Source organism: Synechococcus sp. H55.8 (genome assembly GCF_047462375.1).
Lineage (GTDB): Bacteria > Cyanobacteriota > Cyanobacteriia > Thermostichales > Thermostichaceae > Thermostichus.
In genome coordinates, this window is record NZ_JANSJC010000016.1 from 1 (window position 1) to 19105 (window position 19105).

At 59.9% G+C, this 19105-nt stretch carries 17 protein-coding genes and 1 tRNA gene; 14 read left to right on the top strand and 4 right to left on the bottom strand.

Going from position 1 to position 19105, the window contains the following annotated elements; translation table 11 throughout:
• Positions 1 to 171 precede the first annotated feature (171 nt).
• From NW862_RS08095 to NW862_RS08140, 10 genes are all read left to right on the top strand, one after another.
• Complete coding sequence (locus NW862_RS08095; RefSeq protein WP_414337128.1) at positions 172 to 903, top strand: alpha/beta hydrolase-fold protein; 732 nt, start codon at positions 172 to 174, stop codon at positions 901 to 903.
• Between the two features lie 45 nt (positions 904 to 948).
• On the top strand, positions 949 to 2007 hold the full coding sequence (locus NW862_RS08100; protein ID WP_414334826.1) for an ATP-grasp domain-containing protein: 1059 nt from the start codon (positions 949 to 951) through the stop codon (positions 2005 to 2007).
• 212 nt (positions 2008 to 2219) lie between these two features.
• Positions 2220 to 3407, top strand: a complete 1188-nt coding sequence (locus NW862_RS08105) for a GNAT family N-acetyltransferase (RefSeq protein ID WP_414427092.1) — start codon at positions 2220 to 2222, stop codon at positions 3405 to 3407.
• A gap of 22 nt (positions 3408 to 3429) precedes the next feature.
• Positions 3430 to 4824, top strand: a complete 1395-nt coding sequence (rlmD, locus tag NW862_RS08110; RefSeq protein ID WP_414348808.1) for a 23S rRNA (uracil(1939)-C(5))-methyltransferase RlmD — start codon at positions 3430 to 3432, stop codon at positions 4822 to 4824.
• Positions 4825 to 5017: 193 nt separating this feature from the next.
• Positions 5018 to 6109 (top strand): redox-regulated ATPase YchF, encoded by a 1092-nt coding sequence (ychF, locus tag NW862_RS08115; RefSeq protein WP_414334824.1) that lies wholly within the window; start codon positions 5018 to 5020, stop codon positions 6107 to 6109.
• A gap of 520 nt (positions 6110 to 6629) precedes the next feature.
• On the top strand, positions 6630 to 7532 hold the full coding sequence (folP, locus tag NW862_RS08120; protein ID WP_414334823.1) for a dihydropteroate synthase: 903 nt from the start codon (positions 6630 to 6632) through the stop codon (positions 7530 to 7532).
• Positions 7519 to 7890 (top strand): dihydroneopterin aldolase, encoded by a 372-nt coding sequence (folB, locus tag NW862_RS08125; RefSeq protein ID WP_414334822.1) that lies wholly within the window; start codon positions 7519 to 7521, stop codon positions 7888 to 7890. Before folP ends, folB begins: the two co-directional genes overlap by 14 nt.
• 8 nt (positions 7891 to 7898) lie before the next feature.
• Positions 7899 to 8405: a 2-amino-4-hydroxy-6-hydroxymethyldihydropteridine diphosphokinase gene (gene folK, locus NW862_RS08130; protein ID WP_414334821.1), complete on the top strand. Its 507-nt coding sequence runs from the start codon at positions 7899 to 7901 to the stop codon at positions 8403 to 8405.
• 46 nt (positions 8406 to 8451) lie between these two features.
• Positions 8452 to 10050 (top strand): glucose-6-phosphate isomerase, encoded by a 1599-nt coding sequence (locus NW862_RS08135; RefSeq protein ID WP_414334820.1) that lies wholly within the window; start codon positions 8452 to 8454, stop codon positions 10048 to 10050.
• A gap of 125 nt (positions 10051 to 10175) precedes the next feature.
• A complete protein-coding gene (locus NW862_RS08140; RefSeq protein WP_414334819.1) occupies positions 10176 to 11315 on the top strand; it encodes a glucose-6-phosphate dehydrogenase assembly protein OpcA in 1140 nt (379 codons plus the stop codon).
• A 14-nt stretch (positions 11316 to 11329) separates the two neighbouring features.
• Here NW862_RS08140 and NW862_RS08145 read toward each other — a convergent pair whose 3' ends face one another.
• Positions 11330 to 12253: an NAD(+) kinase gene (locus NW862_RS08145; RefSeq protein WP_414334818.1), complete on the bottom strand. Its 924-nt coding sequence runs from the start codon at positions 12251 to 12253 to the stop codon at positions 11330 to 11332.
• A gap of 119 nt (positions 12254 to 12372) precedes the next feature.
• Here NW862_RS08145 and NW862_RS08150 point away from each other — a divergent pair, with 119 nt between their 5' ends.
• The 3 genes from NW862_RS08150 (at position 12373) to fabG (ending at position 15130) form a co-directional block, all read left to right on the top strand.
• Positions 12373 to 13320, top strand: coding sequence for a sugar phosphate nucleotidyltransferase (locus NW862_RS08150; RefSeq protein WP_414334817.1), 948 nt, complete (start codon positions 12373 to 12375; stop codon positions 13318 to 13320).
• A 49-nt stretch (positions 13321 to 13369) separates the two neighbouring features.
• A complete protein-coding gene (locus tag NW862_RS08155) occupies positions 13370 to 14080 on the top strand; it encodes a class I SAM-dependent methyltransferase (RefSeq protein WP_414334816.1) in 711 nt (236 codons plus the stop codon).
• 306 nt (positions 14081 to 14386) lie between these two features.
• On the top strand, positions 14387 to 15130 hold the full coding sequence (gene fabG / locus NW862_RS08160; protein ID WP_414334828.1) for a 3-oxoacyl-[acyl-carrier-protein] reductase: 744 nt from the start codon (positions 14387 to 14389) through the stop codon (positions 15128 to 15130).
• Positions 15131 to 15135: 5 nt separating this feature from the next.
• On the opposite strand, the gene NW862_RS08165 is transcribed toward fabG, so the two are convergent.
• Positions 15136 to 16788: a gamma-glutamyltransferase family protein gene (locus NW862_RS08165; protein WP_414427088.1), complete on the bottom strand. Its 1653-nt coding sequence runs from the start codon at positions 16786 to 16788 to the stop codon at positions 15136 to 15138.
• A gap of 13 nt (positions 16789 to 16801) precedes the next feature.
• Positions 16802 to 17530, bottom strand: a complete 729-nt coding sequence (locus tag NW862_RS08170; RefSeq protein ID WP_414334814.1) for an HAD family hydrolase — start codon at positions 17528 to 17530, stop codon at positions 16802 to 16804.
• Positions 17531 to 17848: 318 nt separating this feature from the next.
• Here NW862_RS08170 and NW862_RS08175 point away from each other — a divergent pair.
• Positions 17849 to 17921: transfer RNA gene (locus NW862_RS08175), tRNA-Glu, on the top strand.
• A gap of 157 nt (positions 17922 to 18078) precedes the next feature.
• On the opposite strand, the gene NW862_RS08180 is transcribed toward NW862_RS08175, so the two are convergent.
• Positions 18079 to 18423, bottom strand: a complete 345-nt coding sequence (locus NW862_RS08180) for a DUF1815 family protein (protein ID WP_414335905.1) — start codon at positions 18421 to 18423, stop codon at positions 18079 to 18081.
• Positions 18424 to 19105: the final 682 nt, after the last annotated feature.

Consider the following 19105-nt stretch of genomic DNA (forward strand, 5'->3'; position numbering starts at 1 on the left):
GGCAGAGGAAGAGACAAAAATCTCGCCGTAAAGCGGATGGGGAAACCCCACCCGCCTGCGCGGTGGGGTAGTTCATGGTTGCAGCTTGGCTTTCTTGGCCAGGCAAGGCACAACTTTTCCCCCGCAGAAGAGAAAGTTGGGTATGTTTTGAGGATCCCTTCCCCGTTTTTCATGTCCTACGCTCGCCGCTACTTGCGTTTTCCCTCTCCGATCTTGGGCCGGGAAATGGAGATGCTCCACTTTGGGCATCACGGCTACCCGCTCATCTGTCTGCCCACCAGCAACGGGCGTTTTTTCGACTTGGAAGATCGCGGCATTATCGCCAGCCTCGGCCATCATCTGGAACAGGGCTATTTGCAGGCTTTTTGCGTGGAAACCCTGGATTGGGAGACCTTGTTCAACCGCGAGCTGGACGTGCCCCAACGGCGGGATCGCTGGCTGTTGCTGGAGCAGCACTGGGTAGAAGAGCTGATCCCCTATGCCAAAGCAGAAGCACAAAATGACTTTCTGGTGGTGGCAGGCTTCTCTCTGGGGGCCACCCACGCCGTCAACCTCACCTGTCGGCACCCCGGCCTGGTGCGCCGTTGTCTGGCGCTGGGAGGGCCCTACGATGTGGCTGCTCTCGGCCCCATCACCGGCTGGGATCCCCAGCAGGCGGAGCAGGAGCTGTACTTCATCAACCCCTTGGCTTACATGTCCAACATGAGCCGACAACTCTGGGATCAACTGGGCGGGCAAAATACCGAGCTAAAACTGCTCACCGCCCACCGGGATCACTGCCTCAACGACAACCTGCGCCTGGCAGAAGTCCTCCGCCGCAACGACATCCCCCATCACCTGGAGGTGTGGGAAGGGGATCACGACTGGCCCACTTGGCAAGCCCAAATCCGCGCCTTCGCGTAGGATCCCTTGCAGAGGATTGAGAGAGCTTTTGACGAGGGAGCCTGGATGATCGAAGACTACTGGGTTGGCAGCCTGCACTTCAGCGAGCCTTTTGGGGACGACACCCTGGCCCGCCTCAACGCTCTTCCCCCCGTTCAAGCCCGCAACGGCCAAGCCTACAAGATCCGGGCGGAACATGTCACCATCCACGAGGTGAACCTGGATTACCGCACCAAGTACCGCCTCATCCTAGACCGCTTCAGCTACCTTTACCCCCAAGCAATTGGCCTGTTCATGGGCTTTGCCTTCAGGGGAGTATACATCATCAACAACCCCTTCAGCTTTTACTACTACTTGCGCAACAAAGATGCCGCCTACATGGTGGTCAAGGAGCTGGGGATCTCCATTCCAAAGACTTACATTCTACCTCCCAAGGAAGCTCCGGCTTTGAAAACAGAAGACTTTAAGTATCACAAGTTTTTCGATTGGCAGGGGATGGCAGAAGATCTCGGCTGGCCGATTGTCATCAAACCGGCGGAGGGACGGGAGGCCATCGGGGTCGAAATTGCCTATAACATGGAGCAGCTCCTCTACTTTTACGACCGCTCCGGATCCCAGGTGATGATGCTCCAGGAGAAGGTTAAAAGCCCCTATCCCTGGCAGATTCGCGCCCTCTGCATTGGCCGAAAGATCATCCCCATTAAATACATCTTTCGCAAGTTCGATGCCAGCGAGTACTTATTTGATCCAGAGTTTCTCACGCCAGAGATGGGCAAAAAAGTTATCGATACGTGCCGGATTATCAATCGGGCGTTGGGCTATGAAATGAACTCGGTGGAGCTGTTTATCGACGAGCAAGGGGAGCTGCAAGCCATTGACTTTAACAATCCGGTGCCCGATGGCCGCCTCAAGGCTTTGGGGGAGATTTTTTACAACGATTACCAGCAGGCCCTTTGCGATTTGGTCGTAGATATTGTGCGGGAACAGCGGCCTTTCGACTTCTTGCCCCCAGATGTCAACCGCTTTGCCCAGATCGCCCGGCAGGCCGACCTCACCCGTGAGCAGAAGTTTCAGATGGCTCTGGAATTGGCCAACCACTACTACGAGCCCAGGGATCGCGAATAAAATACGTTAACACAAAGGCACTCTCTGGCGCCGGGTCGAGGAGCAGTTCTCTGTTTTCCAATCTTGTACATATTATGTGGGTTAAGCAGGCAAGCAAGCGCAGGGATCCTGTCCCGTGTTGAACTTAAAGGCGGCGGATCCTCTCTGCAAGGAGTATGGGGACAGCCAAGCTGACGCGGCTGCAGGGCGAGTTGGTCTATCTGGGCAGGCAAATGTCAACCGGCTTGAAATGGCGCTGGTGCCACGATATTCGCGAGATCCCGGCGGTTGCCTGGCACACTTTGCAGACGGAGCGCACCTCTCCTTTTTTGGAATACGAATGGCTGCACAGCTTAGAGGCTTCCGGTTGTGCCAGCCGCAACACGGGTTGGTTGCCCTGTCACCTGTTGGTGGAGTCGGGGGGGCAATTGATCGCCGCTGCCCCCTTGTATTTGAAAAGCCACAGCCAGGGTGAGTTTATCTTCGACCAAGAATGGGCTGCGGTTGCCGGCCAACTGGGGGAACGCTACTACCCAAAGTTGATCGGCATGGCCCCCTTTACGCCGGCCACCGGCTATCGCATTCTCGTCCACCCCGACTACTCGGCAGCAGAAGTGTGGCCGTTGATGTTGGCCATTATCGACCGCTTTTGCCAAGATAATGATATTTCGGTGTTTAGCTTACTTTATGTGGATTTGGACTGGCGGGCCCAATTAGAATCGGATGGATTGACGCCTCGAATCACCCACAACTACCAGTGGCACAACCCTGGCTACCGCTCTTACGAGGACTTTTTGAGCCAGTTCAATGCCAACCAGCGGCGCAACATTAAGCGGGAGCGGGCTGCGATGGAAAAAAGCGGCATACAACTCAAGATCTACACAGGAGAGGAGATCACGCCGCGCCTGCTCTCTCTCATGTATGATTTTTACAGCAACACCTGCGCTCAATTCTGGAACTGGAGCAAATATCTCAACCGCCGCTTTTTTGAATCTCTCTATCCCAACTATCGGCAGCGGCTGGTGCTGGTGGCCGGGGAACGAAATACAGAAATTCTGGGGATGTCTTTTTGTGTTCGTAAAGAAGATCGCCTATTCGGTCGCTACTGGGGCTGTCGGGAAGAGGTGAAGTTTTTGCACTTTAACGTTTGCTATTACGAGCCGATTGCCCTGGCCATCCGCGAAGGGATCCGCAACTTTGATCCCGGCGCCGGCGGATCCCATAAGATCCGGCGGGGATTTCCGGCTACGCCTGTGTACAGCTACCACCGTTTTTATCGACCACGGCTGCAACAGGTTTTGGTGCCTTATTTGAATCGGGTTAATCCTCTCATGTTGGCCGAGCTGGAGAATGTCAATCAAAATGAGGTTCCTTTTCGAGAGGATGTTTTGCCTTCTCTGTCTGCTTTGACCCAGGAATAAGCCACTCTAGCGAAACAGCTTAATGGAACAGCCGCTCCCTTCTGGTTTTCTGGATCCCGTTAAACCCGGCGATCTCCTATCCCTGGAGATCACGGATCTGACCCCCCAAGGAGATGGCATTGCCCACACGGCGGGACTGGGACAAGGGCGGGTGGTGTTTGTCTCCCAGGCGGTGCCGGGGGATCAGGTGGTGGCCCAGATCACCGAGATCAAGCGCAACTATTTGGTCGGACGAATTCGGTCGTTAATGACTCCCTCTCCCGAACGGGTGCGACCGGCCTGCATCGTGGCTGACAAGTGCGGTGGCTGCCAATGGCAACACGTCAGCTACGCTCAGCAACTGGCCACCAAGCAGCAGATCCTCAGGGATGCGCTGGAACGGATTGGCGGCCTTACCCTGCCGGAGCCTGTCCCCATTTTGGGATCCCCGCAGCCGCTGCGCTACCGCAACAAGGTCACCTACCCCATTGCCAAAGCGGCAGGCCAGCCGTTGCGCGTGGGCTACTACCAACGGGGCAGCCACCGCCTGGTGAACCTCAACCAATGCCCCGTGCAGGATGAGCGGTTGGACGTGTTCCTGAGGGAGATCAAGCGGGATCTCCAGGAAACGGGCTGGAACGTGTATGACGAAAGCCGCCACCAGGGCCATCTCCGCCACCTGGGCTTGCGCATCGGTCGCCGTACCCGCGAGGTGCTGCTGACCTTGGTCAGTTGCAGCCGCGACCTGCCCCATCTGGAAAGCTGGGCTGAACGCTGGATGCAGCGCTACCCCGACCTGGTGGGGGTCTGTCTCAATCTCAATCCGGCCCGCACCAACGCCATCTTTGGCCCGCAAACGGAGGTGATTGCCGGTCGGGGATCCCTGCGGGAAGAATTTGCCGGTTTTTCCCTCTGGATCGACAGCACCTCTTTCTTCCAGGTCAATACCGAGCAAGCGGAGGCCTTCTTTACCTGGATAGTCGATCAACTGAACCTGCGGGGAGAGGAGACCGTCCTGGACGCCTACTGTGGCATCGGCACCCTGACCTTGCTGCTGGCGCAACGGGCCAAACGGGTGATGGGGGTGGAAGCGTTGCCGGAAGCGGTGGCCCAGGCCCGCTACAACGCTCGCTTCAACAACCTCTCTGCTGTCCAGTTTTTCGAGGGCACGGTGGAACAGGTTTTGCCAACCCTGCCCCCTGCCGACATTGTGGTGCTGGATCCGCCGCGACGTGGCTGCGACCGCCAAGTGCTCGAGATCTTAAAGCTGCGACGGCCACCGCGCCTCGTTTACATTAGCTGTCACCCGGCCACCTTGGCGCGCGACTTACAAATCTTGCTGGCCGAGGGATCCTACCACCTAACCCAATGGCGAGCTGCCGACTTCTTTCCCCAAACCGGGCATGTAGAGGGAGTCGCCTTTCTGGAGCGGGTTTAAGGGCAACCCCAAAAACCTCTCTCCGCCTATCCCCCCTCTCCCTTTGGGAGAGGGGCTGGGGGTGAGGGAGCGGATCTGTCACCGGGGAAGGTGCTCCAGCCGGAGGCGACAAATGCTAACGTCAAAATAGTGATCTTAAAGTTTTGCAACGGATCCCCTTGCCGTTACCCTAGCTTTTTCCTCCGCGATCTCGATGCTCAGAGCTGGAATTGTCGGCCTGCCCAATGTAGGCAAATCGACTCTGTTCAACGCCCTCTGCGAAAATGCCAAAGCCGAGGCGGCCAACTTTCCCTTTTGCACCATTGAGCCGAATGTGGGGCGGGTGGCGGTGCCGGATGAGCGCCTAGAGGTGCTGGCCAAGATCAGCGGCTCTGCCGAGATCGTCCCCAGCCAAATCGAGTTTGTGGATATTGCCGGGCTGGTGGCAGGGGCCAGCAAGGGAGAGGGGCTGGGCAACCAGTTTCTCTCCCACATTCGCCAGGTGGACGCCGTGGTGCATGTGGTGCGCTGCTTCCAGGACGAAAACATCGTGCATGTGGCCGGCTCGGTGGATCCTCTGCGGGATATCGGCGTCATCAACTTGGAGCTGGCCCTGGCGGATCTGGCCCAGATCGAGCGGCGCTTGGAACGGGTGCGCAAGCAGGCCAAATCCGACAAAGCTGCCCAAGCGGAGCTGCAGGCGCTGGAGAAGCTGCAGGCCGCTCTGGACGAGGGCAAACCGGCCCGGCTGGTGCCCCTCAGCCCGGAAGAAGAGCAGTTGATCAAAGGGCTGGGGCTGCTCACCCGCAAGAAGGTGATCTACGCTGCCAACGTGGCGGAAACGGATCTGGCCGGCGGCAATGCCTGGGTGGAGCAGGTGCGCCAGTTTGCCAAGGCGGAAGGGGCGGGCGTGGTGGTGGTCTCAGCCCAGGTGGAAGCAGAGCTGGTGGAGCTGCCCCCTGAGGAGCGACAGGCCTATCTGGATTCGTTGGGGGTGAAAGAAGGCGGGCTGAAATCCCTCATCCGGGCCACCTACGAGCTGCTGGGCCTGCGCACCTACTTCACCTCCGGCCCCAAGGAAACCCGCGCCTGGACGATCCCCGTCGGAGCCACAGCCCCCCAGGCAGCCGGCGTGATCCACTCCGATTTCGAGCGGGGCTTCATCCGGGCCGAGACGGTGGCCTATGCTGATCTGGTGGCGGCGGGATCCCTGAATGCCGCTAGAGAGAAGGGCCTGGTGCGCAGCGAGGGCAAAGACTACGTGGTGCAGGAAGGGGATGTGATGCACTTCCGCTTCAATGTCTAGGCTCATGTCCAGCTCCCCCTGCCTTTCTCTCAGGCAACCGGCTTTGCTCAGCACTGAGAATCTGCCCATACCCTGTAGGCCAAAAAACCTAGCCCCCTTCCGGCAAGGGATCCCAGCACAGCTCCGGTCTGGCCTGAGGAGGAGCTTTTTCCTGAGAGAACTGTTGACGCTGTAACGAAACATCACAATAATTGGACTAGATAAACAAATGTTTTAGGGATGTATTGATGGATCTGCTGCAATATAGCCCGATGGCCTGGGTTTACATGGCGATCTTTGCCTCTATCATTTGGTGCATCTGGGGTCGTTCGGAAGACGACATCATGTTCTAGAACGGGATGAGCTTCTCTGCCGGCTCAGGCCACCCCCCGCGCCTAAGCCGGTGGGAGATCCTCCCTGAGCTTGCTCCTAAAAGCTGGAGAGGCCAAAGCGCTTTATTGGATTTCAGGCAGGTGCAGAGCTTAGGCTGTAGTATCCTGAGCTACAGAAAAATGTCTCTGCTCCAGCAGCATAAGGCGACATGCTTGTTGCACGGGATCATGGTCTACTGCTTACACGTGTTACCGGCTTAACTTCTCGGCGTCCCCTGCCCAGGGCCGAACAGGTGGCCGAGGGCTACCGCCTCTCGTGGCGCGGGGTGGCGGTGATGGGGGTGCTGAATGTAACCCCTGACAGCTTCAGCGACGGCGGCCAGTGGGGATCCGTGGAAGCAGCCGTACAGGCAGCCAGGGCCATGGCGGCGGCGGGGGCCTTGATTGTGGATATCGGCGGCGAGTCCACCCGTCCGGGGGCGGAGCCGGTATCCGTGGAGGTGGAATGCGACCGGGTCTTGCCTGTGATCCGGGCCCTGGAAGGATCCGGGATCCCCATCAGCGTCGATACGCGCCGAACGGAGGTGGCGGCGGCGGCCCTGGCCGCGGGAGCGCACATCGTTAACGATGTCACCGGGCTGCGCGATCCGCAGATGATGCAGGTGTGCGCCGAGAAGGGGGTGCCGGCGGTGATCATGCACATGCGGGGAGAGCCGCGCACCATGCAGCAGCAGACCGACTACGACGACCTGGAGGGGGAGGTTTTTGGCTTTCTGCAGGCCCAGGCGGAGCGGGCTCTGGCGGCCGGTGTGCCCAGCGTGGTTTTGGATCCCGGCTTGGGTTTTGCCAAAACCGCCGAGCAGAATGTGGCCCTGCTCAAAGCCCTGCCACGGCTGGTTGCCTGCGGTTACCCCGTGTTGGTGGGGGCCTCCCGCAAAAGTTTTGTGGGCAAGCTGGCCGGCATCGCCGTGCCCAAAGAGCGGGATAGCGCCAGCGTGGCCGTGCATCTTTTTGCCGCCAGCCAGGGTGCTGCCTTGGTGCGAGTCCACAACGTCCCTGCTCATGTCTCCGCCCTGGCTGTTTGGGAAGGTCTCCACCGTGACCCAGGCTAGGTTGGTGCTGCAGGGTCTTGTCTTTCATGCCCGCCACGGCTACCGCCCTGAGGAAGCGGTTTTGGGCGGGCGCTTTGTGGTGGATGTGGAGATGCAGCTTTCCCTGGCCCCGATCCAGGATGACCTCTCTGGCACGGTGGACTACGCCCAAGTGTATGAGGTGGTGCGGCAAGAGGTGACCGAGCGGCGCTACCGCTTGATCGAGACCTTGGCAGACCAGATTGCCGAGCGGCTGTGGCAGAGCTATCCCCAACTGGAGGCCCTGACGGTGCGGGTGCACAAGCCCCAAGCTCCCCTGCCGGGGCTGTTTGGGGATGTCTACGTAGAGATCGACCGCTGGCGATCCGTCAGCAGATGAGAAGCCTCATGAATCCCGACCTGGCCTACATTGCCCTGGGCAGCAACCTGGGGGATCCGCTGCGGCAATTGCGCTCGGCTGGGCAGAAGTTGCTCAGGTTGGGCCAGGTGGTGGCTCGCTCCAGCCTCTACCGCAGCCCTGCCCAAGGGGGGCCAGCCGGCCAGCCCGACTACCTCAACGCCGTGGTGGCGTTGGATCCCTTTCCCCCTTACCAGTCCCCTCTGGAGTTGATTGGGGCGCTGCTGGCCATCGAGCAGGAGGCGGGGCGGGTGCGGCGCATCCGCTGGGAGGCCAGAACTCTGGATTTGGATCTGCTGGCCGTGGGCAACCGGATCCTAAATAGCCCCGAGCTGACGTTGCCCCACCCTCGCATGATGGAACGTGCCTTTGTCTTAGCTCCCTTGTGTGAGATCGCCCCCAACTGGCGTCACCCTGAGACGGGCGTCGGGGTCGAAGAGGCGCTGGTCAGTTTGGATCGATCCTGGCTGGAGCGCACGACCCTCGGCTGGGAGTAGAGAAGGGTTTGGTAAGCTGGTTACGGCTTTTGGCGAAAAGGATCCCATGGACGGCCTTCAACTCTGGCAGCACTACTGCAACTGGCTTTACTACCATCCCAGCCTGGAGATTTTCGTCGATATCAGCCGCATCCGCTTGACTCCTCCTCAGGTGGAAGCGCTGCGGCCTCGCTTTGCCCAGGCTTTTGCCGAGATGCAGGCTTTGGAAGCCGGGGCCATCGCCAACCCCGACGAAGGCCGCCAGGTGGGCCACTATTGGCTGCGGGCGCCGGAGCTGGCTCCCACCCCGGAGATCCGGCAGGCCATTCAGGATTGCATTGAGCAAGTGGAAACCTTTGCCCAACAGATCCATCGTGGAGCCATCCCGGCCAGCGGCGGGGGGCGTTTCACCGAGCTCCTCTGCATCGGCATCGGCGGCTCGGCTCTGGGGCCGCAATTTGTGGCCGAGGCCCTGGCTCCTCTGCACCCTCCTCTGAATATCCACTTCATCGACAATACGGATCCCGATGGGTTTGATCGGGTGCTGGGACGGCTGGCGGGCAAGCTGGGACAAACCCTGGTGATCACCACCTCCAAATCCGGCGGCACCCCAGAGCCGCGCAATGGCTTGGTGGAGGTGAAGCTGGCCTACCAAAAGGCCGGGATCCCTTTTTCTGACCATGCGGTGGCCATCACCGGGCCCGGCAGCCAATTGGAGCAACAGGCGCGGCAAGAGGGGTGGCTGGCGGTCTTCCCCATCTTCGACTGGGTGGGGGGACGCACCTCCGAAACTTCGGCAGTGGGCCTGTTGCCGGCAGCATTGCAGGGGATCGACATCCGGGCTTTGCTGGCCGGGGCCGCCACCATGGACGCAGCCACCCGCCTGCCCCACCTGGAGCGCAATCCTGCCGCCCTGCTGGCCATGGCTTGGTACATCGTCGGTCAGGGCCAAGGGCGCAAAGATATGGTGGTTTTGCCCTACAAGGATCGCCTGCTGCTGTTTAGCCGCTACTTACAACAGTTGGTGATGGAATCCCTGGGCAAATCCCATGATCTGAACGGCAACCGCGTGGAGCAGGGCATCGCCGTTTACGGCAACAAAGGCACCACCGATCAACACGCCTACGTGCAGCAGTTGCGGGATGGTTTGAACAACTTTTTTGTTACCTTCATCGAGGTGCTCCAGGATCGAGAGCCCGGGATCCCTTCCCCCTTCGTGGAGCCGCAGGTAACCAGCGGCGACTACCTGGACGGCCTGTTGCAGGGCACCCGCCAGGCCCTCTACGAAAACGGGCGCGACTCCATTACCGTGACGCTGCCACGGGTGGATGCCCGTTCAGTGGGGGCCTTGATCGCCCTCTACGAACGAGCCGTGGGCCTCTATGCTTCTCTCATCCGGATCAACGCCTACCATCAACCGGGGGTAGAGGCAGGCAAAAAAGCCGCCCGCGCCGTCTTGGAGCTGCAACGGCGGGTGCTGGAGACGGTACAGGCGCAGCAGGGATCCCTGACTTTGCCCCAGTTGGCAGAAAAACTAGGCTGCCCGGAGCGCATCGAAACCCTGTACTGGATTGTGCGGCACCTGCACGCCAACGGTCGCGGCGTGCTGTTGGTAGGGGATCCCGCCCGTCCCTCAGAGCTGACCATCCAGCCCCGGCCCGCCTGAGCCTGCTGTTTCGCAGATCGGGTGCAGAAGCTGGAGCCGGCCAATCTGTACCCCACCTTAAACCCTTCCCGGCCAGCCGGCCCATCTGCTTAGAATCGAGCAAGAGCCCGCTCCAGGAGGAGACCATGGATCAATCCACCGCCGTCCTGCCTTTGCAAACCCCGAAAGATGTCTCCATCGAGGATATTGAGCAGGAGCTGAACAAAATCTGGTCTTCTAAGGGAGAGAGCGTTGCCGCCCGCGCCGCCACCTTTACCCTAGTGGTCTATGAATCTCTGGACGACGCGCTGTTGCTGCCCTCCCCCACCGTCGAGGCCATTGCCACCCAGAACCCCTGTCGCGTCATCGACCTGCGAGCCAAACGGGCGGGATCCGCAGACGACACCATCGAGGCCCAGGTGGCCGCCTATTGTCCGGTAACTCGCGAGCAGCGCAGCTCGTTGGTCTGTTGCGAATACATCACCCTGAAGGCGCCGGAATCGGCCTTTGTGCGGGCCTGCAGCACCATCGCTTCCCTGCTGATCCCCAACTTGCCCACCTTTTTGTGGTGGCAAGGGGATCTGGACTTGAACAGCCTGCTGTTTCAAAAATTGGTGGCCCTCAGCAACCGGGTCATCGTCGATTCGCGCGGCTTTGTCAATCCAGAAGAAGATCTGCAGGAGATCCACCTCTTGGTCGGCGAGGGGCGCCACTGCGGGGATCTTAACTGGCGGCGGCTGCTGCCCTGGCAGGAACTCACCGCCCAAGCCTTTGACCCTCCCGACCGGCGGGAGTCCCTATACCTTGTGGATCGCGTGACCCTCGACTACAAAGCCGGCAATCCCTGCCAGGCGTTCCTTTTTTTGGGCTGGCTGGCTGGTCGCCTGGGGTGGACGCCCACAGAGCGGGTTCAGGCTCAAGAACACGATTACAAGATCGACCGCCTCTGCTTTCAAACCCAAACGGGCGGCCAGGTGATGGCGGAATTGGCCGCTGTGCCCTTGGCCTCGGAAATCAGCCAGCCGGGGGATCTCATCGGGCTGCGCCTCACCGCCAGCAATCAAGAAGCCAATGCCTGTACCGTGCTGTGTTCGGAAACCACAGGGTGTATGCGCATGGAAGCCATGGGGGGCGCTCAGAGATGTGTGATTCGCCAGGTGGCTCCCCTGGAGCAGGATTCCCTCGATACCCTGTTGGCCGCTGAGTTGCAGCGGCCCGGCCCCGACTACCTCTACGAAGAAACGCTGGGGGTGGTGGATCAGATGCTGAAGCTGGGCAAAAGCTGAGATCTGCTTCTGGTTCAAGGCAACTCCACCGATGTGGGCTTAGAAGCATGGGGCAGTCCCCACCCCAACTTCTCTCGCATGACGCGGAAAAACTCCGGTCGGCGTAGGCGCATCAGATCCGTCCAGTAAGGGGCACGCACCACCCGAATTTGGTCTTCCGGCAGGATGTAGCAGCCGGCATTCCCATCTACCACCAAAACCAGCGGCTGAGGAGTAACGGGGCTGATCCACACCTCCTCCGAATCGGGGAAGACCAAGGCCCGCGAGGCCATGGAATGGGGGCAAATCGGGATCAACTGCAAAACCGGCACCCCCGGCGTGATCACCGGCCCGCCCGCCGAGAGGGCATAGGCCGTCGAGCCGGTGGGGGTAGCCAAAATCACTCCGTCGGCAGCTACATCCAGGGGAGAGTGATCCCCAATGGTGATCTCGAAATGGCACATGCTGGTCAAAGGCTCCCGGTGCAGCACCATCTCGTTTAAGCTCAAGACCTCCCAGCGCAATTCCTGCCCTCGGTAGGCTTGCACCAGCAACATGCTGCGGCGATCCAGGGTGTACTCCCCGGCGATGGCGGCGCTGGCAGCCTCTTCTAGGTGAGAAAGGTAAGTCTCCGTCAAAAAGCCCAGGTGGCCTGTGTTCACCGCCAACAGGGGGATCCCTTTGGGGGCCAGTTGCCGCGCTGCTGCCAAGACGGTGCCATCTCCCCCCAGCACCACCGCAAATTTCATGGTCTCGTCAAATCCAGCCGGGGCCAGGCTATCCACTTTGGTCAGGCAGATGGGGCTATCGGGCTTGGCGTAGCCGAGGATGCCGCCCCAGTTGGGGGCCACACAGACTTCCCAGCCTTGTTCCTGAAACCAGCGGGAGAGGGCCTCGCTGCTGCGTTTGGCGGCGGGCTTGGCATCGTTGTAGAGGATCCCGGCTTTGGGCTTGGTCATGGGCGGTGGCAAGGCAGAGGTGCCAAAACTCTATCAGTTCTGTAGGCTCTTCTGCCGGCCAGATCGCCGACAAAGCGCTGCTCTATATTACAGGTAGGGAATTAGGGTTGAGGGGGGGTATGCAGGCGGTGATCTTGGCGGGCGGGAAAGGCACTCGCTTACGGCCTTTTACCTTTGTGCAACCCAAGCCTTTGCTGCCCCTTTTGGAGGTGCCTTTCTTGGAATGGCTGCTGGGGCGCTGCCGACGAGCCGGCCTGACGGACATTTTGCTCAGCGTGGGGTATTTGGGCCAACAAATTGAGGCTGCTTTGGGAGATGGCGCTGCTTGGGGGGTGAAGCTTCGCTACCTTGCCGAAGAGACGCCTTTGGATACAGCAGGAGCCCTGGTGCTGGCCCAGCCCTATTTCAGCGGGGATCCCTTGGTGGTCTTCAATGCCGATATCCTCACGGATCTGGATTTGCAGGCGCTCATGCAATGCCACCTGCAGAGCCAGGCCGTTGCCACCCTCACCCTCACCCGCGTGGAGGACATCACCGCCTATGGCCTGGTGGAAGTGGGGGAAGGGGGCCAGATCCAGTCTTTTCGGGAAAAGCCCACCCCTGCCGAAGCCCTCACCCTCACCACCAACACGATCAACGCCGGCACCTATGTCCTCGATCCGGCCATTTTCAAAGACTACCCCAGCGGGGATCCCCTCAGCTTCGAGCGGCGCGTCTTTCCTGATTTGCTCCGGCGAGGGCAACGAATGCAAGCCTACCTTCATGCAGGCTACTGGCGGGATCTGGGCACGCCGGCCAGCTACTACCACGGCCAACTGGACATTCTCTTGGGCCGGATGACGGATTTTCCCCTGAAGGATGTGGAAGAACAAGCGCCGGGGATATGGGTGCACAAAACGGCTGAGATCCATCCCAACGCCCAACTGCACGCCCCCTGCTACATCGGCGCCCACACCTGTCTGGGATCCCAAGCTCAAGTCCCCGCCGGCACCATCCTCGGCAGCCACAGTTGGGTGAATGGATCCCTGCAGCCGGGAGCCTATGGGTCAAGGGTCTTGGTAGTGTAGGTTAAGTGCCAGTTAAGTCCACAACCATCCACAACAAAGCCATCCAAAGATGGAGCTACCGCAAACCGGGGAACGCTGGGATCCCTACCTGGCTTCTGTAGCCGCTCGCTTCAACCGAGAGCTGGAAATGCAACTGGGTCGGCCAGGCTGGCAACTTCCCCCAGATCTGGAGCAACTGCCCTTTTGGCAAGCCCAGCAGCGAGATCATCTGCAAGAGCGCCTCGGGATCCCCTTTTGGCAGTTGCGTGCCCCCAAAAAACGGGAAGCCTGCCTGGATTTGGGCTGTGGGGTGAGCTTCCTGACTTATCCCTGGAACGATTGGCAAGCCCACTTTTACGGCCATGAGCTGAGTGGCGAGATCGTACGCTTTATTCGCTCGCGGGCACCTCAGCTCAACTCCAAGCTATTCAAGTCGATGCAACAGGGATCCGCCCACCATCTGGAAAACTACGAGCCGGAGCAGTTTGATCTGGCCATCGCCACCGGATTTTTGTACTACTACCCGATTGAGTACTTCGACGCGGTTTGGGCAGAGTTGCTGCGGGTGTTGCGACCGGCTGCGCCGGTGATCATCGAAGTGGTCAATCCTGACTCGGTGTGGGCAGAACAATGGGGTCTCATCGAGCTATTCAAAGGCACCGAACCGATTTTCACTCCCCTAACAGAGTGGGAGCGACGCATCGCAGACTTAGGGGGCAAAATTCAGAAACAGGCCGGTGGCGAACTGTTTACCACCTATTGGATTCAGCGCAAACCTTGACATGCTCATGAGCGGGAAAGTAGCCGAGCATTTGCAAGATATTGAGATAACTTTTATAGTCGTTTCAAATATCAATTATCAATGAAACAGTTTGCGGCGTCGTTATTGCTCTGCAACGCTGTCACGAACGCGCCAGCGGCGCGGAGCGCTATCCTGAATCTGGCCCAGCCCCCCGGTTTACTATTCCCTCAGGAGAAGGGTGGGGAGTGGACAAAAAACCTGGCCCCAGACACAGCCAAAGCATCCTATACTGTTGCGGCTGTCCCAACAACGAGGAACCTGCCGCTTATGTCTGAGCTTCTCCCCTTGCCTTCGCTCCACAACCAGGTGGCGGTGGTCACCGGAGCCAGCCGGGGCATTGGCCGGGCCGTTGCCCTGCACTTGGGGGCGATTGGCGCCAAGGTGGTCGTCAACTACGCCCGCTCCGCCGCCGAGGCCGAGTCGCTGGTGCAGGAGATCGCCGCCCTGGGGGGAGAAGGGATGGCCGTGGCCGCCGATGTCTCCCAGCCGGCAGAAGTGGAGCAGCTCTTTGAGCAGGTGATGGAGCGCTGGGGGCGGGTGAACGTGCTGGTGAACAACGCCGGCATGGCCCGCGACACCCTGCTGCTGCGCATGAAGCCGGAAGATTGGCAGGCGGTGCTGGATCTCAACCTCACGGGGGTCTTTCTCTGCCTGAAGGCAGCCGCCAAGATCATGGTCAAGCAGCGGCAGGGGCGGATCATCAACATCACCTCGGTGGTGGGCCTGGTGGGCAACGCCGGCCAGGCCAACTACAGCGCCGCCAAAGCAGGGGTGATTGGTCTGACCAAGACAGCAGCCCGCGAGCTGGCCAGCCGCAACATCACCGTCAACGCCGTTGCCCCCGGCTTTATCACCACCCAGATGACCGAGAAGTTGGATCCCGGCCCTATCCTGGCGCAGATCCCCCTGGGGCGACTGGGATCCCCAGCGGAAGTGGCGGGGCTGGTGCGCTTTTTGGCGGCCGACCCGGCGGCAGCCTACATCACCGGGCAGGTTTTCGCCATCGACGGTGGCATGGTGATGAGCTGATCCTTCTACCAGGCCAGGGCCAACCCATCGGCACGGGGTTCGGAAGCCCCGATCAGGTGATCCCCATCGCGAAAGATGATCTGTCCCCGGCCAAAAAGGCCGTAGTCCTCTTCTGCAGCCACCACCTGCACCGCGTGGCCCCGCGCAGCAAGCTCTCCCACCACCTGAGGGGGGGCCGTGCTCTCCAGCGCCACCTGCGGGATCCCTTGGTCGAGAAGCACTCGCCAGCGGGGCGCATCCAGAGCCGCTTGGGGGTTCAGGCCGTAATCCACCAGATTCACCACCACCTGCACATGGCCTTGGGGCTGCATCGTCCCTCCCATGACACCGAAAGGGCCGAGGGGGATCCCATCTTTGGAAAGAAAGGCGGGGATAATCGTGTGGTAGGGGCGCTTGCGCGGGCCCACCTGGTTGGGATGACCGGGTTCCAAGGTGAATCCGGTGCCGCGATTGTGGAGGGCAATCCCTGTCCCTGGAACCAGCAGGCCGCTGCCGAAGCCGTCGAAGTTGGATTGGATCAAAGACACCATCAGGTCGCCATCAGCTGTGGCCAAGTAAACCGTTCCCCCCTGAGGTAGCCCTGGCTGAGCCAAGGGGATGGCCCTAGAACCGATCAACAGCCGCCGTTGCTGGGCATAACGTTTATCCAGCATTTGGGCGGGACTCACCCGCAGATAGTCGGGATCCGCTACCTGTCGGCTCACATCGGCAAAAGCCAGCTTCATCGCCTCAATCTGCAGGTGATAGCGCTCGCCGGCCTCGTAGGGGATCCGACCCAGCTCAAAACCCTCCAAAAGGTTGAGGGCCATCAGGGCGGCAATGCCCTGGCCATTGGGGGGGATCTCCCAGACGGTGTAGCCGCGGTAATCGGTATGGATGGGTTCTACCCAGTCGGCCCGATGTTCTGCCAAGTCGGCGCGGGACAGGAGACCGCCGGTGGCATCCGAAAAAGCCAGCAGCTTCTCCGCCAGCTCCCCCCGGTAAAAACTCTCGCCGCCACTATGGGCAATCTCCGCCAGGGTTTGTGCATGCAGAGGGCTGCTCCAGCGCTCCCCCGCCCGTGGAGCACGCCCCTGGGGGAAAAAAACGGCTTTGAAGGCCTCGTGGCGGGGATCTGGCAGCGGCAAATAGGTGGCCTCCGCCGCCTGCCACAGCTGGGCAATCCGGGGAGAAACCGGAAACCCCTCGCAGGCCAAGCGAAGGGCGGGCCCAAACAGGCGCTCGAAGGGCAGCCGTCCCCAGCGCCGGTGCAAGGCTTGCCAAGCCGAAACAGCCCCCGGCACCGTTACTGCCAACCAATCGTAAGCGGGAATCTGGCCGACACAGCGCTCCGGCGTCAGGGCAGCTGGGCTGCGACCGGAAGCATTCAAGCCGTGCAGCCGGCCCTTCTCCCCTCCCTCCCACACCAGCGCAAAAGCATCGCCACCAATGCCATTGGAAGTCGGCTCCACCACCGTCAAAGCCACCGCCATTGCCACGGCTGCATCCACGGCATTGCCGCCGGCCCAGAACATCTCCATACCCGCCATTGCCGCCAGCGGTTGGCTGGTGGCCACGGCTCCCCGTTTGCCCATCACCACCCGTCGCCGCGAGGTAAATGGATAGCGATCCAGGGCCTGCCGTAAAAAAACCGGTGCTGGAGAGAGAGGATCCTGCATGGGTCTGTGCTCCCTATACAGGCAAGCTCAGAAGTGCTGCCAACTCGGCAAAGCTGTCCACCACCGCATCGGCCCCCGCCCGGCGCAGTTCCTCGGCAGTGAAAGCAGTGGTGAGGCCAACTGCCAAGCAGCCGGCCCCCTTGGCGGCGCGGATCCCGTGGGTGGAGTCTTCGACCACCAAACACCGGCTGGGATCCAAGCCCACCTTGGCAGCCGTTTTCAAATAGGGCTCGGGGTCGGGCTTGGCCCGCCGAATATCTTCGGCAGTAATCACGGCGTCGAACCAGCGGTGCAGGTTAAAGCGCTGGAAAATCTGCTCTTGATCCCGACGGGTGGCCGAGGTGGTGAGGGCGAGGGCGGAGAAGCGGCGGCGGCTGGCCGCCAAAAACTCCAGCACCCCTGGCACCAGCGGCACCTCTCCCAGTAGTTCTCCAAAAGCCTTGGCCTTTTCCTCGATCAAACGCTGCACCAGCAGGGATCGTTCCGCAGGCGGGGTGTCCGTCAGGTGTTCTACGAGATACTCGAACATGTCCTGGTCGGTGCGCCCCTTAAACTGCAGGGAGATGGGAGCCAGATCCAGAGAGATCTGACAGCGCTGCAGGGCGATGACTCCGGCGCGGGCGTGGATCGGCTCCGAATCCACGATCACCCCGTCCATATCCAAAAGCAGGCCGGCAGTTGCGTCAGCGGCGCAGTTCCCGTGCGTGCCAGCGTTGCCCAGCAATAGAACTTTGGGTTGCATAAGCAGTCCAATGGCATGAGTCCCCTGCCTCCGTAGGCTGGAGAGATGAAGCAAGGGATGCTCCAGTTGCAGCCATCACTTCACCGCCTGAAACTGTCTCACATCCTCACCGTAGTCTGCAAACTCAGCATCACCCCACACAGGAGCCAAGAGAAATTCCCGCCGCACCTTGGCAAGCGGAGGAACGCCTGAGGCGACCTGGAACAGCCAAGCGCAGCCGCAGAAGCAGGAGCAAGAATCTCTTGTTTGGGTGGGGGCGTGTCAAGTTGACAAGCTCGTCCCTCCTTCTCTAGGATTAGGATCGCTGCATTTATGAGCGCCCCCATCGTCTAGAGGCCTAGGACACATCCCTTTCACGGATGCGACAGGGGTTCGAATCCCCTTGGGGGTATGGCGCAATGGCCGGCGGAGAAAATGAACCCTACAACAACTCCAGGCAGCCCAGGAGCCGAGGGAAGTTCTCGGCCTCCTGTTGCAACTTGAGCTGAGGCCAGACCCGGTTGTCCAATCGCTTGGGACTTGGGGGCGAGAGACTTACGGCTTGTTTTTCAGGTGCTGGCTACCAGAGCCTCAGCCGGAGCGGCAGCCACCAACTCATCTTTGATCAGCTCTGCCAAATCCTGCAGTTGGCGAATCGCCTCTGCTCCTTCCAGTTTCATGAGCTCCCGGTCATCCCGCATTTCTGTCCAGCTAATGGAGCATTCGGAAACCAAAAAGCGAATCAAGTGCCCCTCCCGTAAGCTGACCATGAAGGAGGCGCTCTCAAATGAAGTACCGCAGGTGTAGCAAGAAGCTGGATAGCCCCGCTTCTCCAAAACAATGGCCAGAGCCTGCAAACTCATCACCAGATCTTGAACATAGCTGCGGTACTGTTCCGCCAACCGTGTGAACATCACACTCCTCCCTACATGAATCGCCCGCTGTGGGGCTCAGTCTAGCCGAAAATGAGCCAACTAGTAATTTATGCTTATTCTGCTTGAGAGCTAAAGACATGTCTAGGATAACAACCGACAAACCCTCAAGGAAGTGATTAAAGCCACAGGGTAGGCAAAGTCTAGCCCACCAAGGTGTAGTATCCCATACTCGTCTTAACCAAAGACATCAAAATTTACCCCGACTCAAAACTTCTTACCTACTGGGATCCTCACCCAGTGCTTAGCTCAGTCTTTTCTCGAAATGCCCCGACGCAGTCCTTTTGTGGACAATTGCCTCAAAGCCCACTCCTACAGGGGTTTCAGCAGTGGGGAAGCAAGATGTAGTCCTTTGGGTTGGGTTGCCCTCTAGGTTTCTGAGCCTCTGCAAGAGGCTGGCGTGTTTGGAGTCAAGAAGGCTAAGTTTTGTAGACGAATGTGGAGCAAGGTGAGTTCCCGCCCAATTATGCTGAAAAACTCTTGGATGAAGCGAGGGATGCTTGAGAGGGAAGGGCTCAAGGTCGGCATCTGTTGTTCAGGAAAAACGAGTGACTTATTTTCAGAGTCCTCAAGCCATTCGGGATCGCTGTAAGTTGCTATTTGAAAGGGTTTTGGCCGGTGAATCGGAGCATTCTCGCCTCGATGCCGACTGCGTGACCGCCAC